Annotated in this window: 22 protein-coding genes; 14 read left to right on the top strand and 8 right to left on the bottom strand. The window is 61.7% G+C overall.

Annotated elements, in window-relative coordinates:
• Window positions 1–7: 7 nt before the first annotated feature.
• The gene (locus AC0L26_RS03225; RefSeq protein WP_473631228.1) at window positions 8–904 is read right to left on the bottom strand and encodes a LysR family transcriptional regulator; all 897 of its coding nucleotides are present in this window, start codon (window positions 902–904) and stop codon (window positions 8–10) included.
• A 113-nt stretch (window positions 905–1,017) separates the two neighbouring features.
• Here AC0L26_RS03225 and AC0L26_RS03220 point away from each other — a divergent pair, with 113 nt between their 5' ends.
• The 4 genes from AC0L26_RS03220 (at window position 1,018) to AC0L26_RS03205 (ending at window position 6,668) form a co-directional block, all read left to right on the top strand.
• Window positions 1,018–2,673 (top strand): ABC transporter substrate-binding protein, encoded by a 1,656-nt coding sequence (locus AC0L26_RS03220; RefSeq protein WP_473631226.1) that lies wholly within the window; start codon window positions 1,018–1,020, stop codon window positions 2,671–2,673.
• Window positions 2,674–2,675: 2 nt separating this feature from the next.
• A complete protein-coding gene (locus AC0L26_RS03215; RefSeq protein ID WP_473631225.1) occupies window positions 2,676–3,566 on the top strand; it encodes a DUF427 domain-containing protein in 891 nt (296 codons plus the stop codon).
• A 262-nt stretch (window positions 3,567–3,828) separates the two neighbouring features.
• Window positions 3,829–5,151 carry an NAD(P)H-dependent oxidoreductase gene (locus AC0L26_RS03210; protein WP_473631224.1) on the top strand — a complete coding sequence of 441 codons (1,323 nt, stop codon included), beginning with the start codon at window positions 3,829–3,831 and terminating at the stop codon, window positions 5,149–5,151.
• Window positions 5,152–5,171: 20 nt separating this feature from the next.
• A complete protein-coding gene (locus AC0L26_RS03205) occupies window positions 5,172–6,668 on the top strand; it encodes a xylulokinase (protein WP_473631223.1) in 1,497 nt (498 codons plus the stop codon).
• On the opposite strand, the gene AC0L26_RS03200 is transcribed toward AC0L26_RS03205, so the two are convergent.
• On the bottom strand, window positions 6,665–7,627 hold the full coding sequence (locus tag AC0L26_RS03200; protein ID WP_473631222.1) for a sugar-binding transcriptional regulator: 963 nt from the start codon (window positions 7,625–7,627) through the stop codon (window positions 6,665–6,667). The two genes, AC0L26_RS03205 and AC0L26_RS03200, sit on opposite strands and share 4 nt — an antisense overlap.
• A gap of 425 nt (window positions 7,628–8,052) precedes the next feature.
• On the opposite strand from AC0L26_RS03200, the gene AC0L26_RS03195 reads away from it, so the two are divergent.
• The 8 genes from AC0L26_RS03195 to AC0L26_RS03160 all read left to right on the top strand — a co-directional run bounded on the left by AC0L26_RS03195 (window position 8,053) and on the right by AC0L26_RS03160 (window position 17,839).
• Window positions 8,053–9,063: an ABC transporter permease gene (locus AC0L26_RS03195; protein WP_473631221.1), complete on the top strand. Its 1,011-nt coding sequence runs from the start codon at window positions 8,053–8,055 to the stop codon at window positions 9,061–9,063.
• A 113-nt stretch (window positions 9,064–9,176) separates the two neighbouring features.
• On the top strand, window positions 9,177–10,115 hold the full coding sequence (locus AC0L26_RS03190; RefSeq protein ID WP_473631220.1) for a substrate-binding domain-containing protein: 939 nt from the start codon (window positions 9,177–9,179) through the stop codon (window positions 10,113–10,115).
• 17 nt (window positions 10,116–10,132) lie between these two features.
• Window positions 10,133–11,641 carry a sugar ABC transporter ATP-binding protein gene (locus AC0L26_RS03185; RefSeq protein WP_473631219.1) on the top strand — a complete coding sequence of 503 codons (1,509 nt, stop codon included), beginning with the start codon at window positions 10,133–10,135 and terminating at the stop codon, window positions 11,639–11,641.
• Between the two features lie 131 nt (window positions 11,642–11,772).
• Window positions 11,773–12,537 carry an SDR family oxidoreductase gene (locus AC0L26_RS03180; protein WP_473631218.1) on the top strand — a complete coding sequence of 255 codons (765 nt, stop codon included), beginning with the start codon at window positions 11,773–11,775 and terminating at the stop codon, window positions 12,535–12,537.
• Window positions 12,538–12,545: 8 nt separating this feature from the next.
• Entirely contained in the window at window positions 12,546–13,331 is a 786-nt protein-coding gene (locus tag AC0L26_RS03175; protein ID WP_473631217.1) for an SDR family oxidoreductase, read from the top strand.
• A gap of 393 nt (window positions 13,332–13,724) precedes the next feature.
• Complete coding sequence (locus AC0L26_RS03170) at window positions 13,725–14,699, top strand: ABC transporter substrate-binding protein (RefSeq protein ID WP_473631216.1); 975 nt, start codon at window positions 13,725–13,727, stop codon at window positions 14,697–14,699.
• A 75-nt stretch (window positions 14,700–14,774) separates the two neighbouring features.
• The gene (locus AC0L26_RS03165; protein ID WP_352937745.1) at window positions 14,775–15,860 is read left to right on the top strand and encodes a quaternary amine ABC transporter ATP-binding protein; all 1,086 of its coding nucleotides are present in this window, start codon (window positions 14,775–14,777) and stop codon (window positions 15,858–15,860) included.
• Window positions 15,857–17,839 carry an ABC transporter permease gene (locus tag AC0L26_RS03160; RefSeq protein ID WP_473631215.1) on the top strand — a complete coding sequence of 661 codons (1,983 nt, stop codon included), beginning with the start codon at window positions 15,857–15,859 and terminating at the stop codon, window positions 17,837–17,839. Before AC0L26_RS03165 ends, AC0L26_RS03160 begins: the two co-directional genes overlap by 4 nt.
• 72 nt (window positions 17,840–17,911) lie before the next feature.
• Here AC0L26_RS03160 and AC0L26_RS03155 read toward each other — a convergent pair whose 3' ends face one another.
• The 6 genes from AC0L26_RS03155 to AC0L26_RS03130 form a co-directional block, all read right to left on the bottom strand.
• A complete protein-coding gene (locus AC0L26_RS03155; protein WP_473631213.1) occupies window positions 17,912–18,169 on the bottom strand; it encodes a hypothetical protein in 258 nt (85 codons plus the stop codon).
• Window positions 18,170–18,176: 7 nt separating this feature from the next.
• On the bottom strand, window positions 18,177–18,497 hold the full coding sequence (locus AC0L26_RS03150) for a hypothetical protein (protein WP_473631212.1): 321 nt from the start codon (window positions 18,495–18,497) through the stop codon (window positions 18,177–18,179).
• A 217-nt stretch (window positions 18,498–18,714) separates the two neighbouring features.
• On the bottom strand, window positions 18,715–19,509 hold the full coding sequence (locus AC0L26_RS03145; protein ID WP_473631211.1) for a hypothetical protein: 795 nt from the start codon (window positions 19,507–19,509) through the stop codon (window positions 18,715–18,717).
• 4 nt (window positions 19,510–19,513) lie between these two features.
• Window positions 19,514–20,245, bottom strand: a complete 732-nt coding sequence (locus AC0L26_RS03140) for a hypothetical protein (RefSeq protein ID WP_473631210.1) — start codon at window positions 20,243–20,245, stop codon at window positions 19,514–19,516.
• 42 nt (window positions 20,246–20,287) lie between these two features.
• Window positions 20,288–21,367: an eCIS core domain-containing protein gene (locus tag AC0L26_RS03135; protein ID WP_473631209.1), complete on the bottom strand. Its 1,080-nt coding sequence runs from the start codon at window positions 21,365–21,367 to the stop codon at window positions 20,288–20,290.
• Between the two features lie 91 nt (window positions 21,368–21,458).
• The gene (locus AC0L26_RS03130; RefSeq protein WP_473631208.1) at window positions 21,459–22,562 is read right to left on the bottom strand and encodes a helix-turn-helix transcriptional regulator; all 1,104 of its coding nucleotides are present in this window, start codon (window positions 22,560–22,562) and stop codon (window positions 21,459–21,461) included.
• Window positions 22,563–22,962: 400 nt separating this feature from the next.
• Between AC0L26_RS03130 and AC0L26_RS03125 the strand changes: the two genes are divergently transcribed.
• Both AC0L26_RS03125 and AC0L26_RS03120 read left to right on the top strand, forming a co-directional pair.
• The gene (locus AC0L26_RS03125; RefSeq protein ID WP_473631207.1) at window positions 22,963–23,988 is read left to right on the top strand and encodes a serine hydrolase domain-containing protein; all 1,026 of its coding nucleotides are present in this window, start codon (window positions 22,963–22,965) and stop codon (window positions 23,986–23,988) included.
• A 355-nt stretch (window positions 23,989–24,343) separates the two neighbouring features.
• Window positions 24,344–25,219, top strand: a complete 876-nt coding sequence (locus AC0L26_RS03120; RefSeq protein WP_473631527.1) for a cytochrome c — start codon at window positions 24,344–24,346, stop codon at window positions 25,217–25,219.
• The last annotated feature ends 1 nt before the right edge of the window (window position 25,220 follow it).

Raw genomic sequence — 25,220 nt, 5'->3', positions numbered from 1 at the left:
ACGCTGCTCAATCGGCCATGCTGAAAGCGCGGTCATTTTCCGAGAAACCCTGATCGCCCGACCAGTTCTTTGCCAGCGTCCGCAGTCCGGACAGCGCGACCTCAAGAACATCGGACGAGGCTGGATTGCTCGGATAGGCGAGATAAATCGGTCTTTGGAACACCGGCGCACCCTCGATGCGCCGGAGTTCGCCACGTTCGATGTGGCCGCTGACCGCGCTCAGCGGCAGATAGGCGGCAGCCTGCTGCGACAGAACATGCTGCAGCCCGATGAACACCAGCCCAGCCGATATTGCCGGCTTCACCATCGAGGCAAGGGCGCGATCATGCTCGATGCGAAATTCCAGCCCCCAGTCCATGAGAATGTAGTTCTCGGTCCAAGGCCTGGTCTGCGCCGTATGCTGGACAAGGACGACCTGATCGACCGCCAGCGTTTCATAGGCGATGCCGGGATGCGGCCGCGGCAGATAAAGGATGCAGATGTCGAGCAGGCCCTCCGCCAATTGATCGATCGCCAGGTCAGGAAAGCTGCCTTCGAGCCGCAACGCAACGTTCGGTCGCCTGGCGCGCATCCATTCGACCCATGGCGAGGTGATCAGATCCCACAGATAGGCGGGAGCGGTAAGCCGCAGCAGCGTCTCGTAGCCATCGGGAACCGCGATATCTTGCCTCGACTGTTCCCAGGTGCGCGTAATCGAGGAGGCATGTGGCAGGAACTGCCGGCCGGCCGGTGTCAGCGTGACGCCGTCGCGATCGCGAACGAAAAGCCGGCGCCCCAATTGCTCCTCGAGACCCCGAATCCGCGCGCTGACGGTCGATTGTGCGAGGTTGAGCCGGTTGGCCGCGACGGTGAAACTGCCATGGGTGGCAACCTCGAGAAAACTGCGCAGGTTTTCAGTATCCATGGCCGGCTCCTGCATCGAAAATTTCGATGACCCCTATCAAAAAATATCGCTTTTCGGTCGCGGTCAACAATGAACTAGATGGCAAAGCCCCACGAGACGCGAGGAATGCAGCCATGCCGAAGCATTTCAAGACGATCGATATCGCCCGCAGAAACCTGAGCTCAATCGAAAATTCCGCTGTCGACGAACTCCTGGCCGGCAGGATCGACCGCCGTGATTTCCTTCGCCATGGCAGCATGCTCGGCTTGTCACTGCCGTTCCTGGGCGGCATCGTTGCCGCCGCCGGTCTCGGCACCCAAAAGGCACGCGCTGCCGGCACGCCGGGCGGAACCGTCCGCGCCGGCATTGCTACACCGGGCGGGGCAATCGATCCGGTCACCTATTACGACAGCGGCAGCTATCAGCTGGTTTTCCAGACCGCCGAATTCCTCTGCGTCACCGAACCAGACCTGACGCTGCGGCCGGTGTTGGCGGAAAGCTGGGCGCCGAACGAGGACGGCAGTGTGTGGACCTTCAAACTGCGCAAGGGCGTCAAGTTCCACAATGGCGAGGATTTCAAAGCCGACGATGTCGTTGCGACGTTCGACCGCCTCGCCGACCCGAGCGGCTCGTCCAACGCGCTGTCGGTGTTCAAGGGGCTGCTGTCGAAAGGCGGCACCCGGAAGGTCGACGACCACACCGTCGCCTTTCATCTCGACGCGCCGAACGGCAGCTTTCCCTATTCGGTATCGATCGATAACTACAACGCCGTCATCCTGCCGGCCAGCTACAAGGGCGACTACGAAAAGACCTTCGAGGGAACCGGTCCCTTCCGGCTCGAAACCTACACGCCGAAGGTTGGCGCGACCTTCATCCGCAATCCAGACTATTGGGGTGAAAAAGCGCTTCCCGATCGTCTGGAATTCAAGTTCTACGGCGACGTGCAGCCGCGCATCCTGGCGCTGCAGGCAGGCGAGGTCGACCTTCTCGACGCCATTCCGCTCGATGTCAGCCAGGTCATGCTGAACAATCCCGACATCACGGTGCTGCGTGTGGCCTCGACCGCCCACCGACAGCTGCACATGCGCTGCGACATGGCGCCTTTCACCGACAAGCGGGTGCGCCAGGCCCTGGCGCTGAGCATCGATCGCAGCAAACTGGTCGACGGGCTGTGCCGCGGCATGGCCGCGACCGGCAATGACAGCCCGTTCGCGCCGGCCTTTCCCGCGACCGACAAGTCGGTGCCGCAGCGCATGCAGGATATCGCCAAGGCGAAGCAATTGCTCGAAGCGGCGGGACTGGCCAGCGGCTTCGACATGACGCTGACGACGCTGCGCTATTCGGACATCCCCGGCTATGCGCAATTGTTCCAGAATTTCGCCAAGGAGATCGGCGCCCGCATCGCGCTTAACATCGAGGATCAGGACAAATATTATGGGAAGGCGGTGTTCGGCCAGTCGGACTGGCTGGACAGCCCGCTTGGCATCACCGACTACGCGCATCGCAGCGTGCCGAACGTATTCCTGAAAAGCCCGTTGGTCAGCGACGGGCCATGGAACGCGGCCCACTTCAAGAGCACCGCCTATGACGGCCTGGTCACCAGCTATCTGAAGGCGCTCGACATCGGCGCGCAGCGCAATGCTGCCTCCGAGATCCAGAAACTGCTGCTCGACGAGACGCCGGTGATCTTCAGCTATTTCCCGGACTTGCTGGTACCTGTGCGCAAGAATGTCAGCGGCCTGCCGCCGATCGCCGCCGGGCTGCTGCTCGACCGCGTGTCGATAGGCTGACCATGACTGCGCACCAACGCCAGATCGCGAAAGAAAAGAAACGGGAGACTACCATTCGCAAGCCCCATTTGCGCGGCCGGGGGCCGCATTTTCCCTTGCTCGACACGATCGTCCAGTACGAGTTCGAACCCGGCTACGTCGCCTTCACCATGCCCTGCCCCAAGCGGCTGCGCGTACAGGTCGGCTCGATAATCGTTGCCGACACTACCAAGGCGCTGGTCTTCTACGAGTCAGATCATCTGCCGGTCTATTACTTCCCGATCGGCGACGTGCGCGAGGAGTTCCTGCTGCCCAGCCGGACGACAACGGAGGACCCGTTCAAGGGCGTGGCCACTCATTATTCGCTGAACACCGGCATCACGCTGGTCGAGGACGGCGCCTGGCGTTACCTCAACCCGGTCAAGGGCTGCCCGCCGATAGCGGACTACATGTCCTTCCACTGGAGCAAGATGGGTCACTGGTTCGAGGAGGACGAAGAGATCTTCGTCCATGCGCGCGACCCGTTCCGCCGGGTCGATTGCCTGCCGTCGTCACGGCGAGTGCAGGTCATCCTCGACGGCGAGCAGGTCGCGGATTCACGTCGCGGCGTGTTCCTGTTCGAGACCGGCCATCCGGTGCGCCACTATCTGCCGATCTCAGACACGCGGCTCGATATGTTCACGCCCAGCCGCTACATCTCGCGCTGCCCCTACAAGGGCATCTCCAACTATTATCACGTGACGACTCCCAAGAAGCGCCACGAGAACCTCGTCTGGTACTATCCCGAACCGGTGCACGAAGCCGAGCGCATCAAGGGGCTGGTCTGCTTCCACCATGAACTGGTCGACAAGATCCTCGTCGACGGCGTCGAAATCCCGAAGGAAGCCACGGCCGCGTCGGACGGCTATTTCTGAGCTGTTCTCCCCCAACGTCCGCTGAAATCCAGTAGCCGCAGTAACTGCAACGCGCAGTCGCCGGGGCTATGTGTTTGCGTCGCATTGCAGTGATCCGACGCTGCCTCTTCACAAATCCCTGGAGTAGTTCGCGTTGCTGACACCTGCACCGCCCGTCGAAGATTTGCCGAATTGCCGATTGAAATATTTTTCAAATAGAAATAGGAATGTTCAAAAGATGAGTTCGGCGCTGCGGCGCGTCCCAGGAATTGGAGGAAGCGATATGTCCCATCCGCAATTCGCAGCGGAACTTTTGCAGCGCGCTGAAAAGCAGGGACCGATCACCATCGGGCTTGCCGGCGCCGGGCAGATGGGCACCGACATCGTCGTTCAGGTCGCGCTGATGCCGGGTATGCGGATCGGCGCCATTTCCGAAGTCAGGCCGCAGGCGGCGATCGACGCGGCGCTGCTCGCCGGCCATGACCGGTCCGACATCGTGCAGGCCGGCAATGCAGCGGCCATCGACCGCGCCATCGAGGGAGGCAAGATCGCGGTGACCGAAGACCTGCATGCGCTGGCGGCGGCCGGCCGCATCGATGTCATTATCGACGCGACAGGCAATCCCAACATCGGCACGCTGTTCGCGCTCGAAGTGATGAAGAACGGCAAGCATATCGTCATGCTCAATGTCGAGGCCGACATCACGATCGGGCGTTTCCTGAAAGAGGAAGCGCGCAAGGCCGGGGTCGTCTATACGGGTGCGGCCGGCGACGAGCCGGCCTGCACGCTGGAGATCATCGGCTTTGCCAGGAGCCTCGGCTTCAACATCATCGCCGCCGGCAAGGGCAAGAACAATCCGCTGAAGATCGACGCCATGCCGGCCGACTACGAGAAGGAGGCGGCCGAGCGCAACATGAATGCGCGCATGCTGGTCGAGTTCGTCGACGGTTCGAAGACCGCGATCGAGATGGTGGCTATCGCTAACGCCACGGGCCTGGTGCCCGACGTGCCGGGCATGCACGGCCCGACCGCGACGCTCGAGGAACTGGCCAGCGTGCTCTGCCCGCGCGAGGATGGCGGCGTGTTGCATCGCAAGGGCGTCGTCGATTATTCGATCGGCAAGGGCGTGGCGCCCGGCGTGTTCTGCATCATCGAGACAAGGCATCCGCGCGTGCTGGAGCGCATGGTCGACCTCAAGGTCGGCAAAGGCCCCTATTTCACGATCTTCCGTCCCTATCATTTGACCAGCCTGGAAGTGCCATTGTCGGCGGCACGCGCCGTTGTCTACAAGCGCGCCGACATGGAGCCGCTCGACCATCCGGTCGCCGAGGCGGTGGCTGTGGCCAAGAGCGACCTTGGCCTCGGCCAGTCGCTGGGTATGATCGGCGAGAACGACTATCGCGGCTTCGCCATGACCTGGGAGGACGCGCGCGCCCGCGGCGCCCTGCCGCTCGGCCTCGCCGAGCGAGCCAAGGTGGTCAAGCCGGTCAAGACGGGCGATTTCCTCACTTATGAAAACTGTGTACCCGACGATTCGATGGTGATAACCCAGATCCGCCGTCGTCTCGACCAGTCGGACGGGCGGTTCGTTACAAACGCAGCCTGACTCCACCGGATCACTGCCTGATGGACGATGTCGTAATCGGGATCGACGCCTCGACCACGGCCGTGAAAGCGATCGCTTTCACCCGCGACGGCAAGGAGCTGTTCCAGGCGCGCGAAGCCTATCCGCTTTCAAATCCCAAGCCTGGCCATTTCGAGCAGGATGCCGAACATTGGTGGACCGCACTGGTCGGTGCCTTAAATCGGGTCACTGAGGCGGTTGGCGCTGCGCGAGTGGCGGCGGTCTCCATCGCGCACCAGCGCGAGACCTTCACGCTGATCGATCATGCCGGCAAGCCGCTTATTCCGGCAATCCTGTGGCTAGACGAGCGCGCCCGCCCGCAAGTTATCAGGCTGTCGGCGGAACTCGGTCGCGAGACGATCCGCGACTGGAGCGGCAAGCCGCCGGACCCGACGCCGGCGCTCTATGCTGTTCGCTGGCTTGCCGAACACCAGCCGCAAGCGCTCGACGAGGCAGCTTCACTCGTCGATGTGCATGGCTTCTTCGTCCACCGGCTGACCGGACGTCTGGTCACCAGCACGGCAAGTGCGGATCCGCTCGGGCTGCTCGACATCAAGACCAGCACCTGGCACGCTGAGCTCGTTGCGGCCGCAGGGCTGCGCCCGGACCAGTTGCCGGAACTGGTCGCGCCCGGCGCGATCTGCGGCGGACTTAGTGAAAGCGTGGCCCGGCTGACCGGGCTGAAGGCTGGCACGCCTGTCGTCGCCGGCGCCGGCGATGGCCAGGCAATGGGCCTCGGCATGGGTGTCCACGGCGAAGGCAAAAGCTATCTCTCGCTTGGCTCGGGCGTCGTCAGCGGCAGCTATTCCCATGGGATCACGACGTCGGACGCGTTTCGAACGTTGGTCTCGCCGACCGGCTCGGGATTCATGCTGGAGACCGTATTGCGCTCGGGCATGCAGCTGGTCGACTGGATCGTTCGCACGACCGGTTCGCCGTCTGCCGCCGCACTTGAAAAAGCGGCGGTGGACGTTGCCGCCGGCAGCGAAGGCCTGCTTGTCATGCCGTACTGGGCCGGCGTTATGAGCCCTTATTGGGACGGTGCGGCGCGCGGCGCCATTGTCGGCCTGTCTTTGGATCATGAGCCGAAGCACCTTTTTCGGGCAGTTCTGGAAGGCATTGCCTTCGAACAGGCCATCGCCAGCGAGGCAATGGAAACTCAAGCCGGCGGCAAACCGGCGGCGATGATTGCCGCCGGCGGCGGCACCAATTGCGCGCTACTGATGGAGATCATGGCGAGCGTGCTCGAACGGCCGCTCTTCGTCTCGCCCATCAACGAGGCGGCAGCCTTGGGTGCTGCCATGCTGGCGGCCTCGGCTCTCGGATGGTTTGCCTCGCCTGAGGCTGCGGCCGAGGCGATGACGGCGCCGCCGACCAGGCATGTCGCCCCGGTCGAAGGGCTGGTCTCCGACTACCGCGCGCGCAAAGAAATCTACCGCGACCTCTATCAGGCGACGCGCGACACCCATGCCCGCCTTGAGGCGCTTAGAAAGGTTTAGCGGTTGAGCAGGCCCTTGGCCGCATCCTCGTCGGTGATTAGAACCGATACCTTGGTGTTGGCGAGCGCCGCCCGCATGATGGCAATCTTTTCCTGTCCTCCCGAGACCAGGATGATGGCCGGGATGTCCGCCAGATCCTGCAGCGGATAGGCGCAGACCCGGCGATTGACCTCATGGTCGACGAGCCGACCCTCGGCGTCGATGAAATGACATAAAATATCGCCAACCGCGCCGGCCGCCTGCAGCTCCTCGAGTTCGCTGGGCTTGATGAAGCCGTAATTGGCGATCGGGCTGTCGTTTGAAAACGATCCGACGCTGAGCACGGCGATGTTTGCCCGGCGCGCGCGAAAGACGACGTCCTGAACGCTGCGCTGGCTCATGAAGGCGTCGCGCTGCTCCGGCCGGTCGGCATAGACCGGCACCGGCAGCAGGAAGCACTCGGCGCCGATCTTTTCGGCGAATTCCCAGGCGCTCTCGGTCGGGTTGAGCGGTTGGGCATGCGTCAGGCCGCCCAGCATGGAGACCACCGTCGTCCTGGCGATCGGCCGCCGCGGCAGTTCGTTGATGGCAAATTTCAGCGTCCGCCCCCAACCCAGTGCAATGACATCGCCGGCATTCACATTGTCGGCCAGATAGGCGCCCGCGGCATGGCCGATCATCAGCGGTGCGTTGCTTCGATCGGCGGCCGACGGCACCACAACGGCCTGGCTGAGGCCGAAACGCTGCTTCAGGGCCTCTTCCAGCACCATGCATTCGACGACGCTGTCGCGGATGCGGAACTGGACAATGCCCTCCTCGCGCGCAGCGGAGAGGATACGATGCACCTTGATGCGACCGATGCCGAGGATCTCCGAAATCCTCTCCTGCGTCAGGCCCTCGACATAATAGTGCCACGCAGCACGGGCCTTCAGCTCGCCATCCGGGAAGCGCGAGGCCTTGTCATTTTCCGTCATCGCCATCTTTTTGCCCTCCCGCGGATCCTTCGATGTCATTCAGACGGCGCATCCGACCGAGCGATGCAAATCGTTCTGCGTACCCAGCGTTCAAGATCTAAGACATCGACAGGATATCGTCCACAACGCGAGATGAAATCCAAAATGGTCAACATTTACTTTGTCTTGGCCGACCTGCCCTGCCTCAATCAACCGAAACGAATTCGCAGGATGAGACCAGACCCGAAACGCGACATTTCGTGCCCTTCCGTAAGACAAACCGGCTGGTGGCGCAAACTGGCGTGGAATGATGCCGCGGGCCTTGACAATTTTCCGACGAACAGTTTAGCTGAACAAAATTGCATATCAAAGATAAATTGTTCACAGGGAGGTGCCTGGTGAACAAGAGTAAGCCGGCGACGCAACGCCGGATTGCTGATGGAGGAGATAAAATGGCTGTGAGCAACGGTGCAAGCGACTTGAAGGCCGGCCCGGGCACGCCAGCCGCGGCGGGCGCGAAGCTCTCGACCCTGTTCGCCGGGACCATGGGACCGTTGATCGGGCTGGTTCTTCTGTGCCTTGCGCTGTCGCTGACCACCGACACGTTCCTGACCGTGCGCAACATCCTCAATGTCCTCGACCAAGTCACCGTGCTTGGCATCATGGCGATCGGCATGACGCTGGTCATCCTGATCGGCGGCATCGATCTGTCCGTCGGCTCCGTGCTGGCGCTGGCCGCCATGGTGATGGGCTTCGTCGCCCATCCCGACCACCTCAACCTCGGCATGCCCGCCGGCATCGTCACGGCGCTTATCGTTGCTGGACTTTGCGGGTTGGTATCAGGCCTGCTCGTGACCGTCACCAAGCTGCCGCCCTTCATCGCCACGCTGGCCATGATGTCGGTGGCGCGCGGTCTTGCCAACATGATCACCGACGGCTCGCAGATCATCGGCTTTCCCGACTGGTTCACCAGCCTGTCGATCATCCGCCATTTCGGCTTCCTGTCGGTCACCGTCGGGCTGATGATCGTGCTGGCCATCATCTTCGCGATCTTCCTGAACTATCGCGCGACCGGCCGCAGCCTCTACGCGATCGGCGGCAGCGCCGAGGTCGCCCGGTTGTCCGGCATACCGGTCAAGTCGCTGACCAACTGGGTTTACGCGATCTGCGGCGTGCTGGCCGGGCTCGCCGGCATTGTCCTTGCAGCGCGGCTCGATTCCGTCCAGCCGAGCTCCGGCTTCGGCTACGAGCTCGACACGATCGCGGCGGTGGTGATCGGCGGCGCCAGCCTGTCGGGCGGCGTCGGCTCGATCGGCGGCACCGCCATCGGCGTGCTTATCATCGGCGTGCTGCGCAACGGGCTGAACCTGCTCGGCGTGTCGCCCTTCATCCAGCAGGTGGTGATCGGCGTGGTGATCGCGCTGGCGGTAGCCACGGATACGTGGCGGCGTAGAGCGCAATGAGATTCACCCGGGTGTCCGGGCGAAAACGGATCGGTGATCCGAACTGGGAGTTGTTCGGCCAAGGGCGCGGTGATGCGCGGCGGAACAGATTTGAACATCAACGGAGGAAACACATGCTGACCAAACGTTCATTGCTGCTTGCTGCCGCAGCCGTCATTCCGCTGCTCGGACTGTCCGACATGGCGTCGGCCAAGGAGGCCAAGAAACTTGGCCTTGCCGTCGCCAATCTACAGGCCGACTTCTTCAACCAGATCAAGCAGTCGGTCGAAGCCTACGGCAAGGAAAAGGGCATCGAAATCGTCACCGTCGACGCCAAGGGCGATTCGGCGACCCAAGTCAGCCAGGTGCAGGATCTGATTACGCAAAATATCGATGCGCTGATCTACATCCCGGCCGGCGCTACCGCCGCCACCGTGCCGACCAAGACGGCCAAGGCTGCAGGCATCCCGGTCATCAATGTCGACCGCAACGCCGAAGGCGCGCCCGGCGACACCTTCATCGCCACCAACAGCGTGGCATCGGCCAAGGCGGTTTGCGACTACATCGCCAAGCAGGCCGGCGGCAAGGGCGAGCTGATCATCATCCATGGCCAGAAAGGCACGACGCCGGAGGTCGACCGCTCGAAGGGTTGCGGCGAAGCGCTGAGCGCCTATCCCGATATCAAGGTGGTCGGCGAGCTGTGGAGCGAAGGCTGGCATCAGGACGAAGGCTTCAAGCTGACCCAGGATCTCTTACAGTCGCATCCGGACGTGTCGATCGTCATCGGCCAGGCCGATGCGCTGGCGCTCGGTGCCGCGCAGGCGGTCAAGGTAGCGAATCCCGGTCACAAGGTCTGGGTTGCCGGCTTCGACGGCGACGTGGCGGCGCTCAAGGCTCTGAAGGGCGGCGTCTTCGACGTGACCGCGACGCAGCAGACACAAGGCATGGGCCGGCTTGCCGTCGATGCGGCGATCAAGCTGGTGGCCGGCGAAACCGTTCCCGCAGAACAGCTGCAGGACGCGACGCTGACCACCAAGGACAATGTCGATCAGTTCATCGCCAAGCATCCCTGACAACCGGTAACGGAACGATGTCCTTGGATCCAAGCCATACGCAGACCCCCCACCTGGGGCTCTTCGTCAGCGGCCTCTGCAAGAGTTACGGACCGGTCCAGGTCCTGGCCGATGCGAGCTTCGAGGTGCGGCCGGGTGAGGTCGTGGCGCTGCTTGGTGAAAATGGCGCCGGCAAGTCCACCGTTTCGAACATCATCGCGGGTTCGACCAAACCCGATGCCGGCAGCATCACATGGCGGGGGAAACCCTATTCCCCCGCCTCTCCCGCCGAGGCCATCGACGCCGGCGTCGGCATGATCCACCAGGAATTGAAGCTGCTGCCGGACCTGTCGGTGGCCGAGAACGTCTATGTCGGGCGCCTGCTGATGCGCGGCGGCCGCATCGACCGCGCGGCGATGAATGCGCAAGCATCGGCGCAACTGAGGCGCCTCGGCCTCGATGTCTCGCCGGAGCGCAAGGTGCGCACGCTGCGCATCGCCGCCCAGCAGCAGGTCGAGATCGCCAAGGCGCTGACGCTCAATGCCGAGCTTCTGATCTTCGACGAACCGACAGCAGCGCTTGGCAGCGAAGAAACTGAGCTGTTGTTCAAGCAGATCCGCAAGCTCAAGGCGGAAGGCATGTCCTTCATCTATATCAGCCACCGGCTGGACGAGATCGCTGAGATCGCCGACCGTGTGGTGGTGATGCGCGACGGGCGCATCGTCGCCCGGCACGAGCGCGCCGACATTCCGGTGCGCACCGTGGTCGAGCAGATGGTCGGCCGCAGCGTCGAGCGGATGTTCCCGCCGCTCTCCGAACCAGGCAGCGAGATGTTGCTCGAAGTCGAGAACCTGTCTTCGCCGGAACGCAGTTTTCAGAATGTCAGCTTTTCGGTGCGGGCCGGCGAAATTCTCGGCATAGCGGGGCTGATCGGCGCCGGCCGCACGGAGCTGGTGCGGGCGATCGCCGGCGCCGATCCGATTTCATCGGGGTCGGTGCGCGTCGCCGGCAAACCGGTGCATCTCAATGGCCCAGCGGCAGCGATCAAGGCCGGCGTCGTGCTGGTGCCTGAAGACCGCAAGGCGCAAGGCGTGGTGCTCGACCAGACGATCGGCGAGAATCTGGCGATCGGCAATTTCGACCATGTCGCGCCGAGCGGCTGGGTGTTTCCGAAGGCGGTGCAGAAATTCGCCGAGGCCGGCATTGGCCGGCTCGGCGTCAAGGGTCGGCCGAACCAGGCGGTCAGCAAACTTTCCGGCGGCAATCAGCAGAAGGTGATTATCGCCAAATGGATTTCACGGCCGCCCAAGGTGTTCATCCTGGACGAGCCGACACGCGGCATCGATGTCGGCGCCCGCGCGGCGATCTACGATGTCATCGCCGACCTCGCCCGCTCCGGCATGGCGGTGGTGGTGGTGAGCTCCGACCTCGAGGAAGTGCTCGGCCTGTCGCATCGCGTGCTGGTGCTGAGCCGTGGCCGCCAGCGCGGCATTCTCGACCGCAGCGAGGCCAGCAACGTTGCCGTCATGGAACTTGCCACGAGCTAAGGCGTAACGGAAATCGGAACAAAGCGCAGCAGGTGATATCCTCCCAAGCACCGGACCGCGCGGGGCGCCAGCCGAGACTGGCGCCCTTTCATTCCCTAGGCAGCACCGGCGGCTCAACAGGAAACATTTCGATGAAACTCTTCGATCTTCATGGGGACGTTGCTCTCGTCACCGGCGCCGGCAGCGGCATCGGGCAAGCGATCGCCATCGGCTTGGCCGAGGCCGGCGCCGACATCGCCTGTTTCGGTCATGCCTCAAACGGCGGGCTGGAGGAGACGGCGCACAGGATCACGCAGCTTGGGCGTAAGGCACTGGTGCTGACCGGCACCGTGACTTCCGAGGCCGATCTCGCAGCAGCGGTCGAGCGCACGGAGAAGGAGCTCGGTGCGCTGAGTATCGCCGTCAACAATGCCGGCATTGCCGGAGCCGAACCGGCGGAGACGCTGTTGCTGGAGAAATGGCAGAAGCTCTACGACGTCAATGTCAGCGGCGTGTTCCTGTCCTGCCAGGCCGAAGCGCGCACGATGCTGACGCGCGCCAAGGGCTCGATCATCAATATCGCCTCGATGTCGGGCTCGATCGTCAACCGCGGCCTGACCCAGGCGCATTACAATTCGTCGAAGGCCGCCGTCATCCACATGTCCAGGAGTCTCGCCATGGAATGGGCTGATCGCGGCCTGCGCGTCAACGTCGTCAGCCCCGGCTACACGCTGACGCCGATGAACAGGCGGCCGGAGGTCGCCGAGCAGGTCAGGGTCTTCGAGCGCGACACCCCGATGGGGCGCATGGCTGCGCCGGAAGAGATGGTCGGCCCCACCGTGTTCCTGGCCAGCCGCGCCTCGAGTTTCGTCACCGGCATCGACCTGATCGTCGATGGCGGCTTTGTCTGCTGGTAGGAGAGAAAATGCAGAAGCGTTTTGAAGGTAAGACGGCGGTCATCACCGGCGCCAGCGGCGGCATCGGCGCGGCCATGGCCAGACGCTTCGCGGCGGAAGGTGCCGCGGTCGTCGTCAGCGCCATCGACCCGCGCGTTGACGAGGTCGCCGCCGGACTGAAAGCGGAAGGTGCCAAGGTCGCATCGCTGCGTATGGATGTGACGAAAAAGGACGAGGTCGCCGCCCTCTACGACCTGGCCGAACAGCAATTCGGCCGCGTCGATATCTCCGTGCAGAATGCCGGCGTCATCACCATCGCCAGGATCGAGGCGATGACCGAGGCCGAATGGGACAAGGTGATGGCGGTCAACACCAAGGGCGTGTTCCTGTGCTGCCAGGAGGCGATCGCGCGCATCCGCAAGCATGGCGAGGGCGGCCGGCTGATCAACACCGCCTCCGGCCAGGCGCGGCAGGGTTTTATCTACACGCCGCATTATGCGGCGTCGAAATTCGGCGTTGTCGGCATCACCCAGAGCCTGGCCAAGGAAGTGGCCAAGGAGAAGATCACCGTCAACGCGATCTGCCCCGGCATCATCGACACCGACATGTGGGCCTACAACGACGCTGCGTGGGGCAAGCTGATGGGCAATTACAAGCCCGGCGAGCTGATGGCCGAATGGGTAAAGAATATCCCGATGGGCCGTGCCGGCAGCGGCGAGGATGTTTCCGGCCTGGTCAGCTTTTTGGCCAGCAACGACGCCGCCTACATCACCGGCCAGACCATCAATGTCGATGGCGGCCTGATCATGTCGTGAGGATAGTCGGACGGCAGTGCGCCGTTCGAATTTCATGGTCGGCACGGCGTTAGTCGTTGCGCGACATGAACGTTGGTATATATAATTTCATCCCATGAAAATGGCGTCGGTGACCGCCGGCAGCCGACATCATGGGACCTTGATGGCTCGCAAGCTTGAGGGCGCCGCAAGACCGGCGATCGATCCGCGGATCACTGCTTCGGCAGCTCGGCAGTCATGACGCGACCCGTCCCGCACGACATCCTTATCGAATTGGGCACTATTTCCTCCGCGCCGACAGTAATGTCGTGCCATTGGGTCTTGCGCAACGACCGGCTTTGCCAACACAATCAAAAAAAGACGCCGGAAGGGAACGAACGATAACTTCCACCAGAGCTTGACAGGAGAACAAGCATGCCACTGCGGAGTATGATTTCTAGACTATCAATGGGAGCCTTAACACTTGCCGCGGCAAGTGTGCTGACGCCTTCGGCCCAGGCTGCGGCGCCGGAATCCAACGACCCGATCAAGATCGCGCTGTTCGACTGGACCAGTGTCAATCTCAACGCGAAAATCCTCGGCGGCATTCTTGAAAAGCTTGGCTACACGGTCGAGTACCCGACTGCCGATTATCTCTCCAGCCTGACGACCGGACTTACCAATGGCGATCTCGCTGTCGCCATGGAATTCTGGGACACGACGGCCGGCGAAGCCATGAAGGCGTCGGATGCGACCGGGCAGACCGAACGCCTGGGCAAACTGGGACCCAAGGCCAAGGAAGAATGGTGGTATCCCGAATACATGAAGGAGAGATGCCCGGGCCTGCCGAACTGGGAGGCGCTGAAGGACCCGAAATGCGCCGAGGCCTTTTCCACGGCGGAAACCGCGCCGAAGGGGCGCTACCTCGGCGGTCCCGTGACATGGGAAGGCTTTGACGACGAACGCGTCGAGGCGCTGAAACTGCCCTTCACCGTCATCCATGCCGGCACCGATGCGGCGATGTTCGCCGAACTGGATTCGGCCTATCAGCGCAAGGCGCCGATCATGCTGTGGGTCTATTCGCCGCATTGGGCGCCGGCCAAATACAAGGGCGAATGGGTGGAATTCCCCGACCATACGGCGGAGTGCTACAACGATCCGAAATGGGGCACGAACCCGGACGCCAAATATGACTGCGGCAAGCCGCATGGCGAGATCTGGAAATATTCCTGGGCCGGCATGAAGGACAAATGGCCGGTCGCCTACAAGGTCGCGAAGAACTACACGGTCGACACCGACGAGCTCAACAAGATGAGCGGCGAGATCGATCTCGAAGGCAAGACGCCGGAAGACGTCGCCGCTGCCTGGATCGCCGCCCATGAAGCCGACTGGAAAGCCTGGGCGCAGTGATCGTTCCAACTGGAAACTGCGAGACCCGGTCATTCATGGCCGGGTCTCTATCCCATATTCCAGAAGGACGACTGCATGGCCGATACGACTGAACAGGTGCCGCAAGCGGCGGGCACGCCAAGGGATGCCCGCCCGATAAAACTTGCCTGCCGCAACGTCTGGAAACTGTTCGGCGCGAACGCGGCCAATTTCATCCGCCAGCGCAACGGCGCAGCCAGCATGGCGGACGTCGCGGCGGCCGGGCTGGTCGGGGCGGTGCGCGCCGTCGACCTCGAAATCCGCCAGGGCGAGATCTTCATCATCATGGGGCTTTCGGGCTCGGGCAAGTCGACGCTGGTGCGCTGCATGTCGCGGCTGGTCGAGCCGACGCATGGCAAGGTCGAGTTCGAGGGCAAGGATCTGTTGAAGATCTCCGATGCCGCGCTGATCGAATTGCGGCGCCACCGGATGGGAATGGTGTTCCAGAATTTCGCCCTGCTGCCGCATCTGAACGTGCTGGAGAACATCGCCTTTCCCTTGGGCATTCAGGGGCAGGATCGGCCTACGCGCGAGAAACGCGCGCGGGAAGTGATCGAGCTTGTCGGCCTGCGCGGCCGTGAGCATTTCTATCCGCGCGAGCTTTCCGGTGGCCAGCAGCAGCGTGTCGGCATCGCCCGCAGTCTCGCCACCAAGCCGGAGATCTGGTTTCTCGACGAGCCGTTCTCGGCACTCGATCCGCTGATCCGCCGCGAGATGCAGGACGAGCTGATGCGGCTGCAGACCATGCTGCACAAGACCATCGTCTTCATCACCCATGATTTCGACGAGGCCATCCGGCTGGCCGACCGCATCGCCATCATGAAGGACGGCGAGGTCATCCAGATCGGCACGCCGGAAGAGCTGGTGGTCAATCCGGCGACGGACTATGTCGCCGAATTCACCCGCGACGTCGACCGCGCCAAGGTGATCTCGGCGCGAAGCCTGATGCGCGCCTGCGACGGCACCGAGCATGGCGGCGCGGTTACGCCGGATGCCAAGATATCAAGTTTTTCGGCCGACATCGTCTCGGCCGGCAAGCCGTTCGCGGTGGTCAACGGCACCGGCAAGCCGATCGGCGAGGTCACGCCGCAAGCGGTGATCGATCTTCTGGCCGGCATCGATCGTCATGGGGCCGGCGCATGACGGTGACGGCAAGCGCCAGCGCAGCGAGACCCCGGCCGGTTCAGACCTGGCTGGCGATCTGGGCCTGCGCGCTTGCCGCCGTGCTCATCGTGTTCCTGCTGCAGGACAGAATGCCCTGGGCCGTCAACTATCCGGCCGATGCAGTCGTTCCCGTTGCCGACTGGGTCAGCGTGCTGATGAACTGGCTGAAGCGGAACCTCGCCTGGCTGACGCGGTCGATCACCGCGGCGCTCAACGTGCCGCTCGATTTCGCGCTCAATCTTTTGGCCAAGAATTTCAAGATCGGCCATGGCGCGGATATGATCGTTCTGCCGCGTCTGTCATGGGTTGGCGTCTGTGCCGCCGCATTCCTGGCCGGACGCGCCGCCGGCGGCTGGAAGCTCGGCGCGCTGGTCGGCGGCTGTTTCCTCTACATCGCGCTGTTCGGCCAATGGACCAGCGCCATGCTGACGCTGGGGCTGATTTCCATCGCCGTGCCGTTCTGCATCGTTACCGGCCTGTTCGTCGGCATCTGGGCCTGGCGCAAGCCTTGGGCGGAGAGGCTGTTGATCTCCCCTGCCCTCGACCTGATGCAGACCATACCGACCTTCGCCTATCTGATCCCGATGCTGCTTTTGTTCGGCAACAGCCCGGTATCGGCGATGATCGCGACGGCCATTTTCGCCACCCCGCCGATGGTGCGTGCGACCATGCTGGGGCTGTCGCGGGTGCCGTCCGAAATCGACGATTTCAGCGAAATGGCCGGCTGCACCGCGCGCCAGAAATTGTGGCGCGTGCTTTTGCCGTCGGCGCGTCCAACGCTGATGGTCGGCGTCAACCAGGTCATCATGCTGGCGCTCAATATGGTGATCATCGCTTCGATGATCGGCGCCGGCGGCCTCGGTTACGACGTGCTGCTGGCGCTCAGGGCGCTGAAGGTCGGCGAGGCGATGGAAGCCGGCCTCGCCATCGTCGCACTGGCGATCGCGCTCGACCGGCTGAGCCAGGCGATCGCGCGCAATCACGCGCAGGGCCATGTCTATCAGGAAGCTAGCCCGAGCTTCTGGCGCCGCTATCCGAATCTGACGCTGGCCATCACCATCCTTGCAGCAACGACGCTGCTTGGCCTGTTCGTGCCGGCCTTCGCCGCAGTGCCGAAGGCGATCACCTTGACCACCGCACCAATGTGGAAGACAGCGGTGAGCTGGATCACGATCAACTTCTTCGACACGATCGAAGCGTTCCGCGTGGCGCTGATCCTCAATGTGCTGAACCCGGTGCGCGCCTTCTGCGAGGGCTTCCCATGGCTGGGCGCGGTGTTCCTGCTCGGCCTTGCCGGCTACCAGCTTGGCGGCCTGCGCCTCGCCGCTCTGGTCGCGGCGCTGACCGTGTTCTGCGCGGTGACCGGCCTCTGGGAAAAAACCATGGCAACGGTCTATCTCTGCGGCATCTCGGCTTTCATCGCTTGCCTGATCGGTATCCCGATCGGGCTGATGGCATCGCGCAGCGACCGTGTCGAAAAGATCGTCACCCCTGTTATCGACACGCTGCAGGTGCTGCCGTCGTTCTGTTTCATCATTCCGGTGGTGATGCTGTTTCGAGTCGGCGACGTGACGGCGATGATCGCCACCGTCGCCTTCGCCGTGGTGCCGGCCATCCGCTACACCAATCACGGCCTCAGGCAGGTGCCGCCGGCACTGATCGAGGCGGCAAAGGTTTCGGGCTGCACCAAGCGCCAGACGTTCCTGCGCGTGCAATTGCCGCTGGCGTTGCCGGAGATCATGCTCGGCGTCAACCAGACGATCCTGATGGCGCTGGCGATGATCATCATCTGCGCCATGGTCGGAACGCGCGATCTCGGCCAGGAGGTGTTCATCGCGCTGTCCAAGGCCGATTCCGGCCGCGGCATCGTCGCTGGCCTCGCCATCGCCTTCATCGGCATCGTCGCCGACCGGCTGTTCAACGCCTGGACGGCGAAGGCACGGGCAAGGCTTGGGTAGCCGGAATAGAGGGCGCGCGCCGCGAAACGTCGGCTTCCAGAAGCTGTCCTTGGCAAGCTGATCGCAAAAATGTCAGCTCTGGGGCCGGTGCGGATTGACGGGTTCGGGCGGTAAATATTCAGAGCGGACGTTCAAGATCGGTTTCATCGCCTCGACGTCCGAGACCACGAATTCGAAGAAGGCTTTGACGTGCTGTAGGTGACGGCCGTCGGGATGCGTGAGCACGCGCAATGCGCGGGTCAACTCGGGAATAGGGTCAACAACGAGTACAAGGTCCGATTCGGGATCGCCGAGCGTAATCGGCAGGGGCGCAACGGTTTTGTTTCGCATCCACCCCCTAACCGCAGCCGAAGAAATAGCAAATCATCGGTCCGATCAGGGGTATCCCGGCTATCACGCCAGCAACATGCTCGTATTTCTCGCGAGGCAAATTGCTGTCACGGGCTTGGTTGTAATCCGAAACCGTGCAGTTGGGGTATTTGGTGCCGGTCGACACCCTGAGGAACTCGCGTCCTGGGTCGATGTCTCCCGTTTTCCATTCCACCACGAGGTTGGCGTTCTGGCACGATACGTGGAACAAATAGTCAGTCGCTTGGGCTTCGCTCGCCAGGAAAGAAGACACCAGCGCGGCGACGTACCAAAGTCTGCGCAATTTCATTGCCTTCCCCACAACCGATTCGGCGGAGCGAGAGATTAGCCTCATTGTAAGGAACCGAAGCATTGAGCGCTTCACCCTCAAGGGTGGAAGCGCGTCGATAGGCATCATAAGTGGGATTGCCATCGCCCGCATGACCCAATTGGGTCGAATGCGGGCGCGTTTAGTCCCAGACGCGTGAGCAAGTCCTTGGTCGGGCTCCCGATACACCCGGCTGCCTTCAGTTATTGCGAGCTGTTTCCTGGATTTTCAAGCTTGTCAAAGAGCCGACTACGCAGAACGAATGTTCCTTGCCAGCATCGGATCGAACAGGTCTCAATTCGAATCTCGTTCCTGAGAAGTCAATGGCGCTCTGTGTGTCGAAGGCAAACTCAAGGACTGGCCCGACAGGAACAGGAACGGCTATCGGGTGGCCGATTCCTATGCCCCACAGAGAGGCGTTGATCGTGACCGGGACCTCTGTTGGCGACAGCAGGTCCACTTTGCCGCTGGCCCATTTGTTTGCAACGGAAAACAGGTTGATTGCAAAAGCAACGGAAACCCCGTCTTTGCGGACCGCGACAGTGTTGTGAGAACCGATCCTGGCCAGCATCTTTTTCAGATGTACGGCGCCTTGAACATTTGTGGTGAAGCTGCCCGTCCACCTGATAGGGCCTTCTTCATGGGGACCAAGTTGAAAATCCGTTATCTGAACACCCAGTGTTATGGATGGTCTGTCGTGGAACTCGAGAAAGTTGTTGCCGCTCGCCCAAATCTGACCGTCTATGGCGACGCTTCGCCCAGCCACAGCCAAGGGAATATTCGCGCGAATGAGCGCTAACAAGACTTCCTGCAGCTTCTCCAAATCGGCCACTGCCAAAAACTGCGGCGCTTCCGGTTTGAACGATGGGCAAATCTCGACCGCTGAACTTACCCGGCCGTTTTCAGTCTCTGTTTCAGCGGGACGAGCGTGCGCGGCAAGGTGTGAGGCAGCCCCCAAAAGGCCTACGAGCACTGTCGCCTGGAATAGTCGCATCGGATCACCCTCCGTTGTCGATGGACGCAAGCGCCAAAATGACAGCGCCGTCCCCTACAATTTGAGCATCGCCGACTGCAGCCTTGAGGGAAACAGGCTTCATTGAGAAACCGAACGTAACGCCTGATCCGCCGATTCTCTTCGAGAAGTTCGGAATTGTCGCACTGACGTCCTGGGACAACTCGAATGTCGGATCGAAGGAGATGACGCCATCAGCTGCAAAGACAAGGCCGGCGGCTGAAATGATGCGGGAAATCAATCGTGGGATAGGCGTATCCAAACCTTCAGCACCGATGCGCAACTTATCAATATCGAGAAAGGCTATACCGAGTTTGGCCTCTCGATCTCCCTTTGTGATCTCAACCTGCGCGGAGAATGTCCCTTGGATGCTGGGAACGACCGACAACTCGCTCTCCAAGACAAACGAGCCTTCAATTTCAGGAAAACCACTGGATGGCAAGAATTTCAGTCGATGAATCTGCAATACGGACCGAAGGGGTGCGACCCGGAAACTGGTTGCGAATTCGGAAGCGGCGCTGTTGATGGTATCGATAGGCATGACGACCGAAACGTGTTTCGCAACAGCGGATTCCAAAAAGTTCTGATGGAGTTCAAAGCTTCTGCTGTTTGCTGATTGCTCCTTGAAGAAAAGGAAAGCGCTGCTTGCAAAGGATATGGCGATCACAGCGCCGACCAGAAGGACGGCGGCCGCCCAAGCTATTCTCAGCGTTCGCATTGCTTGCTCCAACGGTTGCTGATCAACACATCTCGCTTCTATTTACATGCAAACATAGGCATATGCGGGATGTCCCGGAGCACACATCGCAGGACAAATATTGATCTGGACCATTTGGTTTGCGCAACGGGGTTCAGGTGCAGTTGAAGCGGGTGTTGGCCCCCAGCACCCGCAAACCTGCATTCCAAAGCCTGGCGGGAACCCTGCTCCGGCAGCCGCCGGGGTCGGCACTATGGCAAGCGGCACGAGTGCGCCCGTAATCGGCCCTTGAGTCGTGTCGCACCAACAGGGAGTTCCAACCGGAGCGGAACCATTGACTTGGCAAGGACCTATCCAGGTATGGCAGACATTGGAGCTTCCGCTCGCCGAAAAATTGGCGACCGGACGGTTGACCATGAACTCGGTCGTTTGTCCTGTCGAAGAAAACTCGTTGGAGTTGCGAATGGCTGCCCATGCCAAATATCTTGTCTCGGCTTCGTAAGCTTCACGCTCGACGCTTTCGTGGCTCCTGAGATAGCGGATGGCGAAGTCATGCAAGCCCCATTGCTGATACTGCCCAACGTGCGTCAGTTCATGAACCCAAAGAGTTGGATTGTAGAGGGCATCATTTTTGTCCTTGAAGACGATCACGTAATCCAGCGTAATCGCCTGCGCCTCGCCATATCGAATTGAGTTCACCTGGAGCGTAAGATCGCCGCCGCCCTGAACTCTAAATCTTGCCGCATCGAGGATGTGGTTCGGGATAAATCCGACCAAATTGTTCCGAATCTCGGGAGGTACTGGCTCCACCCCATTGTTCAAAGCATCGTCTCTTGAGCGGGCAATCAATTCCTGCAGGATAGGCGCACCGGACTGGACAAGGGTTTCATTCACGAGTTGCGACGTTCCCTCCTCTATGGCTTTGTATGGAGGGATTGCCTCCTTTATTTCACGATGCGCGTCATCGAGCCTGGTTCCGACGCCCGGGGCGACCGTGTTGACCAAATCGCCAATCAACCCGCCAGCCGTCGCTGTTGAAACAAAGCAGGCCATTGCCGTGAAAAGGACTGCCTTTCCTATCGCGGAATAGCCCAAAGGCATGACCTGGCTCCTTCGCGACATTGATGGAATTCTCGTCGACATGGCGTCCTCCTTGCCAAAAATTGGCGTACGCCCGATCGAGAACATCATAAAAGGGAATGGTTGCCGTCTGCATGACCCAATTGGGTAATGCCTACTGTGCTCCTACCCGAAGCCTGGAGAGCAGAGCCATCAGATCAGACTGGCGATGGGTTTCGGTCTTCGCAAAAACAGCCTTCAGCTGGTTTCTGGCTGTCTCATACGTGATGCAGAGGTGCTCGGCTACGGCGAGCAGGCAATCTCCCCCAGCCAACATCCCCGCCAGTTTAGCCTCAGCCCGGGTCAGCCCGAAACAGGACATCAAAACCGTCTCCGTGGGCCGCGACCGAATGTCGGGGTCGACGAAGACCGCGGCGGCCTGGCAGGGCGAAAGGGAATTGTGCGTGACCTTCGGTAGCCGCAGCAGGTAAGCCAGCAGCGGACGTCCTCCGGCGTGCGGTCTCGGCAGCTGGACGGGCGGCATCATTGCGGCCGAGCCGGGAGTTCGGAGCAACTCGTTCAGGCTCCTGTCGAATGTATCGGTGGCATTCCTGCTCCCGGAAACAAGCCGCCCGGATACAATCCTGAGGTCCTGGTCTAGCAGGGCCTCGGCCGGTCCGTTGATCCCGACAACGGCACCGTCGCGCCCCAACATCGCAGCCGGCGTCCCGGTCGCCATGAAGGCGTCGCACGCCGCCTCGAACCGCGCATAGCCGATCGCACAGGCAAAGGCGGCCGCAGTTCCCAATCGCTGCGACAAATCCGCCAGTTCAATGACTTCCCGGCGATTGAATGGTCCCTGCCGGCTCGTTCTTTGGATCGAGAGGCACCAAAGGTCATCTCCTGCAGCCACCTTCACTCCGGCAAACCACCGCAAACCAAATGGGGCGAGGAATTCCTGATAATATGGATGGCGTGCCATTTCGGCTTCCGAGACGATGTCGAGATCGACACCGGCACCCCGTTGGTGAAGGACGGGAGCTATTCGGTAGCGGATGTCCCTGTCGATCCAACCGCCTCTCACGTACTCATCAAACGAAGGTTCTAACGCGCGGCCGCGCGGGATGCCGGGCAAGTGATTGTTCACGTCAAAAAGGATCGCACCGTAGCTCCGAGTGGCCTGCGAGACGGCCTCCATTGCCGATCCCCAGAGTCCCGGGTCAAGTGCAGCTTCGGCAAACGCCGAGCTGATCGAGTCCAAATCGAACGCAGCGCCCATATCCCACTCTTCCCAGGGTCGAACGATGGATCGATGCATTAGAACACAACTCAGGGCAGATTTCGAATCATGCAATAGGAAGGGGCCGGGGCCTGCAAGCAACCAAGACCTGGAGAGGCCTTCGATCGCCCGGCCGCCTATGGGCCGAACGAGGACTGGCTGCTTTCAGCATTGCCTAAGAGCAGACATCCAGAGCCCGTGCCGCCGGGCTATCATAGATCTGGAAATAACCAAGTGGCGCGATACGATTTGGCGGTACTCAACGAGCGCATTCAGGGCTTGCAAGTTTCGACCGTCCGTGCCCCAAGCGGCCAGCCATGTCGACTGACCTCCTGCAAGGCAGGCGTCTTTGCCGCCGCCCCACCTTCGTCTTGCCCAAAATGCACCCCAAGCTGGCTTCATGCTGAAGTTCTCCACCGTGGTTCTAGCCCTTCTACTCATCCTTTCCGTCACTGCGCACGGAGCGAACGGCCTGGAGCAGCGGCTTGAAAAGCTCTTTGATGAGGCAGAGCGCCTGGCGCCGCTGCGCACGGTTGCCGTCGCGCATGAGGGCGCGGTGGTGGCGGAGCGTGGCTATCGCGGCCACTCTCCGTCACGTCCTGCCAACATAAAATCGGCCTCCAAGTCGATCATCTCCGCGCTCGTCGGCATTGCCATCGACAAGGGCGTGCTCCAAGGCACTGACCAGAAGATCGCTCCGCTTCTTCAGGCCGACCTGCCCGCCGACGTGGATCCGCGGCTCCAAGAGGTTACGATCGGTCATCTGCTTTCCATGCAGGCGGGGCTGGGTCGGACCTCCGGCCCAAACTACGGGCGCTGGGTGGCAAGCGACAACTGGGTGCGGGCAGCGCTCGCCATGCCCTTCGACGGCGAACCGGGCGGTACCATGCTCTATTCCACCGGCTCAACCCATCTCCTTTCGGCGATCCTGACGCGCCGGACCGGCCGCTCAACGCTGGAACTGGCGCGCGAATGGCTGGGGCCGCAGGAGGGCTTTTCAATCGCCGCCTGGGACCGGGACCCACAGGGCATCTATCTCGGCGGCAACCAGATGGCCATGAGCCCGCGCTCGCTGCTCGCCTTTGGCGAGCTCTACCGCAACGGCGGGATGAGCCGCGGCGGACGGCAGCTCGTGCCGGCCGATTGGATCAAGCTCTCCTGGCAGCCACGCACCGCCTCCCGTTTCACCGGTGACGGTTATGGCTATGGTTGGTTCATCCGTCAGATCGCAGGCGAAGCGGTCTTCTACGGGTGGGGGTATGGCGGGCAGATGGTCTATGTTGTGCCCGGGCGCGCGCTGACCGTGGTCATGACTTCCGATGAAAATGGCCCCGCCGGCCGCAGCGGCCACCGCGACGATCTCCATGCCCTGCTCAAGCGGATCATTGAGGCGACGAAAGACGTGCGCGAGGCTCGCAGCAACTAATATCTCTGCACAGGGGATTTGAAGGTATCTCCTTTTCGCTGGCGCGGGTTGGCTCGCAGATACGTTCCCAGCCAGGAATAGCCGCTCGCTGCATTCCTGCATTCATTGGGCCCACCAACGCGGCAACGTCACCGGAAATCGGGAACTTGTCCCTCGGGCATTTGTTCTAGTCATGCCGCTGAGGTGGCGGAATTTCGAAGACGGTGAGCTGCAGCTGCCCAAGCGCGATGAACCGATGACAAAAGACGGCGATGGTCCCGCTCGTTACGCAGCGCATCAGGGCGCCTTACTCGAGCATCGTCTACTGGCAAACCGTGGCCGAGCAAGTCTACGCTGGCTATGGGTGCTCGCCGTCATCATCGCGGGGTTGCTTCCCACGCTTTGGTTCATCACGGCGGCGACCCCTCGGTTTGCCCCTGACGATCGAACATTGATGGGAGGCGACGTGGCTCGTGGGCGGCTCGTCTTTGCTGCGGCAGGGTGCGGTTCCTGCCATGCGAGGCCAGGCCAACCCGATCCGCTCGATCTCGGTGGAGGTCTGGCACTCGCATCCCCTTTCGGAACGTTCCGCGTTCCCAATATATCACCTGACCCCATCGACGGAATCGGATCATGGTCGGCCGCCGATCTGGCAAATGCGCTGATCTCCGGCGTCTCGCCGGCCGGTGAACATTATTATCCCGCGTTCCCCTATCCCAATTACACGGGCATGCGCATCGAGGACGTTGGGGATCTCTACGCCTATTTGCGAACGCTGCCGGCCGTTTCGGGGCGGCCGCCGCCGCACGACCTGCCTCTGCCGTTTCGGATCCGCCGCCTTCTTGGCCTCTGGAAACTGCTGTTCTTCCATGAGCGCGGATCAGAGGCACGCCTGAACGGCGATCCCCTTCATGACCGGGGCGCCTATCTCGTTGAGGTGCTTGGGCATTGTGACGACTGCCATTCGACGCGCAACATCCTTGGGGCAATCAAGCCGTCGACGCGGTTCGCGGGAGGTCCCGATCCAGAGGGCACGGGATTTGCACCGAACATCACGCCGAGCCGTATCGGCCACTGGTCCGAGACCGAGATAGCAGAAATTCTGACGAGCGGGAGAACGCCGGAACGCCGGCGCTTGGGATCGTCGATGGTCGATGTCGTCTCCAATATCGCTCAACTGCCGCAAAGCGACCGCGTGGCGATCGCACGCTACATCAAATCGCTACCGGCTCGATCAACGCCGCATCCTTGAC

It is taken from the genome of Mesorhizobium sp. WSM4823 (genome assembly GCF_055811195.1).
This window is presented reverse-complemented; position numbering and strand designations above follow the sequence as displayed.

Bases quoted from the DNA above. Each gene is read 5' to 3' on its own strand.
- AC0L26_RS03195 (WP_473631221.1), top strand. From the start codon at position 8,053: ATGGCTGTGAGCAACGGTGCAAGCGACTTGAAGGCCGGCCCGGGCACG.
- AC0L26_RS03165 (WP_352937745.1), top strand. From the start codon at position 14,775: ATGGCCGATACGACTGAACAGGTGCCGCAAGCGGCGGGCACGCCAAGG.
- AC0L26_RS03190 (WP_473631220.1), top strand. From the start codon at position 9,177: ATGCTGACCAAACGTTCATTGCTGCTTGCTGCCGCAGCCGTCATTCCG.
- AC0L26_RS03180 (WP_473631218.1), top strand. From the start codon at position 11,773: ATGAAACTCTTCGATCTTCATGGGGACGTTGCTCTCGTCACCGGCGCC.
- AC0L26_RS03225 (WP_473631228.1), bottom strand. From the start codon at position 904: ATGGATACTGAAAACCTGCGCAGTTTTCTCGAGGTTGCCACCCATGGC.
- AC0L26_RS03145 (WP_473631211.1), bottom strand. From the start codon at position 19,509: ATGCGACTATTCCAGGCGACAGTGCTCGTAGGCCTTTTGGGGGCTGCC.
- AC0L26_RS03135 (WP_473631209.1), bottom strand. From the start codon at position 21,367: ATGTCGACGAGAATTCCATCAATGTCGCGAAGGAGCCAGGTCATGCCT.
- AC0L26_RS03185 (WP_473631219.1), top strand. From the start codon at position 10,133: ATGTCCTTGGATCCAAGCCATACGCAGACCCCCCACCTGGGGCTCTTC.
- AC0L26_RS03155 (WP_473631213.1), bottom strand. From the start codon at position 18,169: ATGCGAAACAAAACCGTTGCGCCCCTGCCGATTACGCTCGGCGATCCC.
- AC0L26_RS03210 (WP_473631224.1), top strand. From the start codon at position 3,829: ATGTCCCATCCGCAATTCGCAGCGGAACTTTTGCAGCGCGCTGAAAAG.
- AC0L26_RS03170 (WP_473631216.1), top strand. From the start codon at position 13,725: ATGCCACTGCGGAGTATGATTTCTAGACTATCAATGGGAGCCTTAACA.
- AC0L26_RS03205 (WP_473631223.1), top strand. From the start codon at position 5,172: ATGGACGATGTCGTAATCGGGATCGACGCCTCGACCACGGCCGTGAAA.
- AC0L26_RS03220 (WP_473631226.1), top strand. From the start codon at position 1,018: ATGCCGAAGCATTTCAAGACGATCGATATCGCCCGCAGAAACCTGAGC.
- AC0L26_RS03215 (WP_473631225.1), top strand. From the start codon at position 2,676: ATGACTGCGCACCAACGCCAGATCGCGAAAGAAAAGAAACGGGAGACT.
- AC0L26_RS03160 (WP_473631215.1), top strand. From the start codon at position 15,857: ATGACGGTGACGGCAAGCGCCAGCGCAGCGAGACCCCGGCCGGTTCAG.
- AC0L26_RS03140 (WP_473631210.1), bottom strand. From the start codon at position 20,245: ATGCGAACGCTGAGAATAGCTTGGGCGGCCGCCGTCCTTCTGGTCGGC.
- AC0L26_RS03130 (WP_473631208.1), bottom strand. From the start codon at position 22,562: ATGGGCGCTGCGTTCGATTTGGACTCGATCAGCTCGGCGTTTGCCGAA.
- AC0L26_RS03175 (WP_473631217.1), top strand. From the start codon at position 12,546: ATGCAGAAGCGTTTTGAAGGTAAGACGGCGGTCATCACCGGCGCCAGC.
- AC0L26_RS03125 (WP_473631207.1), top strand. From the start codon at position 22,963: ATGCTGAAGTTCTCCACCGTGGTTCTAGCCCTTCTACTCATCCTTTCC.
- AC0L26_RS03150 (WP_473631212.1), bottom strand. From the start codon at position 18,497: ATGAAATTGCGCAGACTTTGGTACGTCGCCGCGCTGGTGTCTTCTTTC.
- AC0L26_RS03200 (WP_473631222.1), bottom strand. From the start codon at position 7,627: ATGGCGATGACGGAAAATGACAAGGCCTCGCGCTTCCCGGATGGCGAG.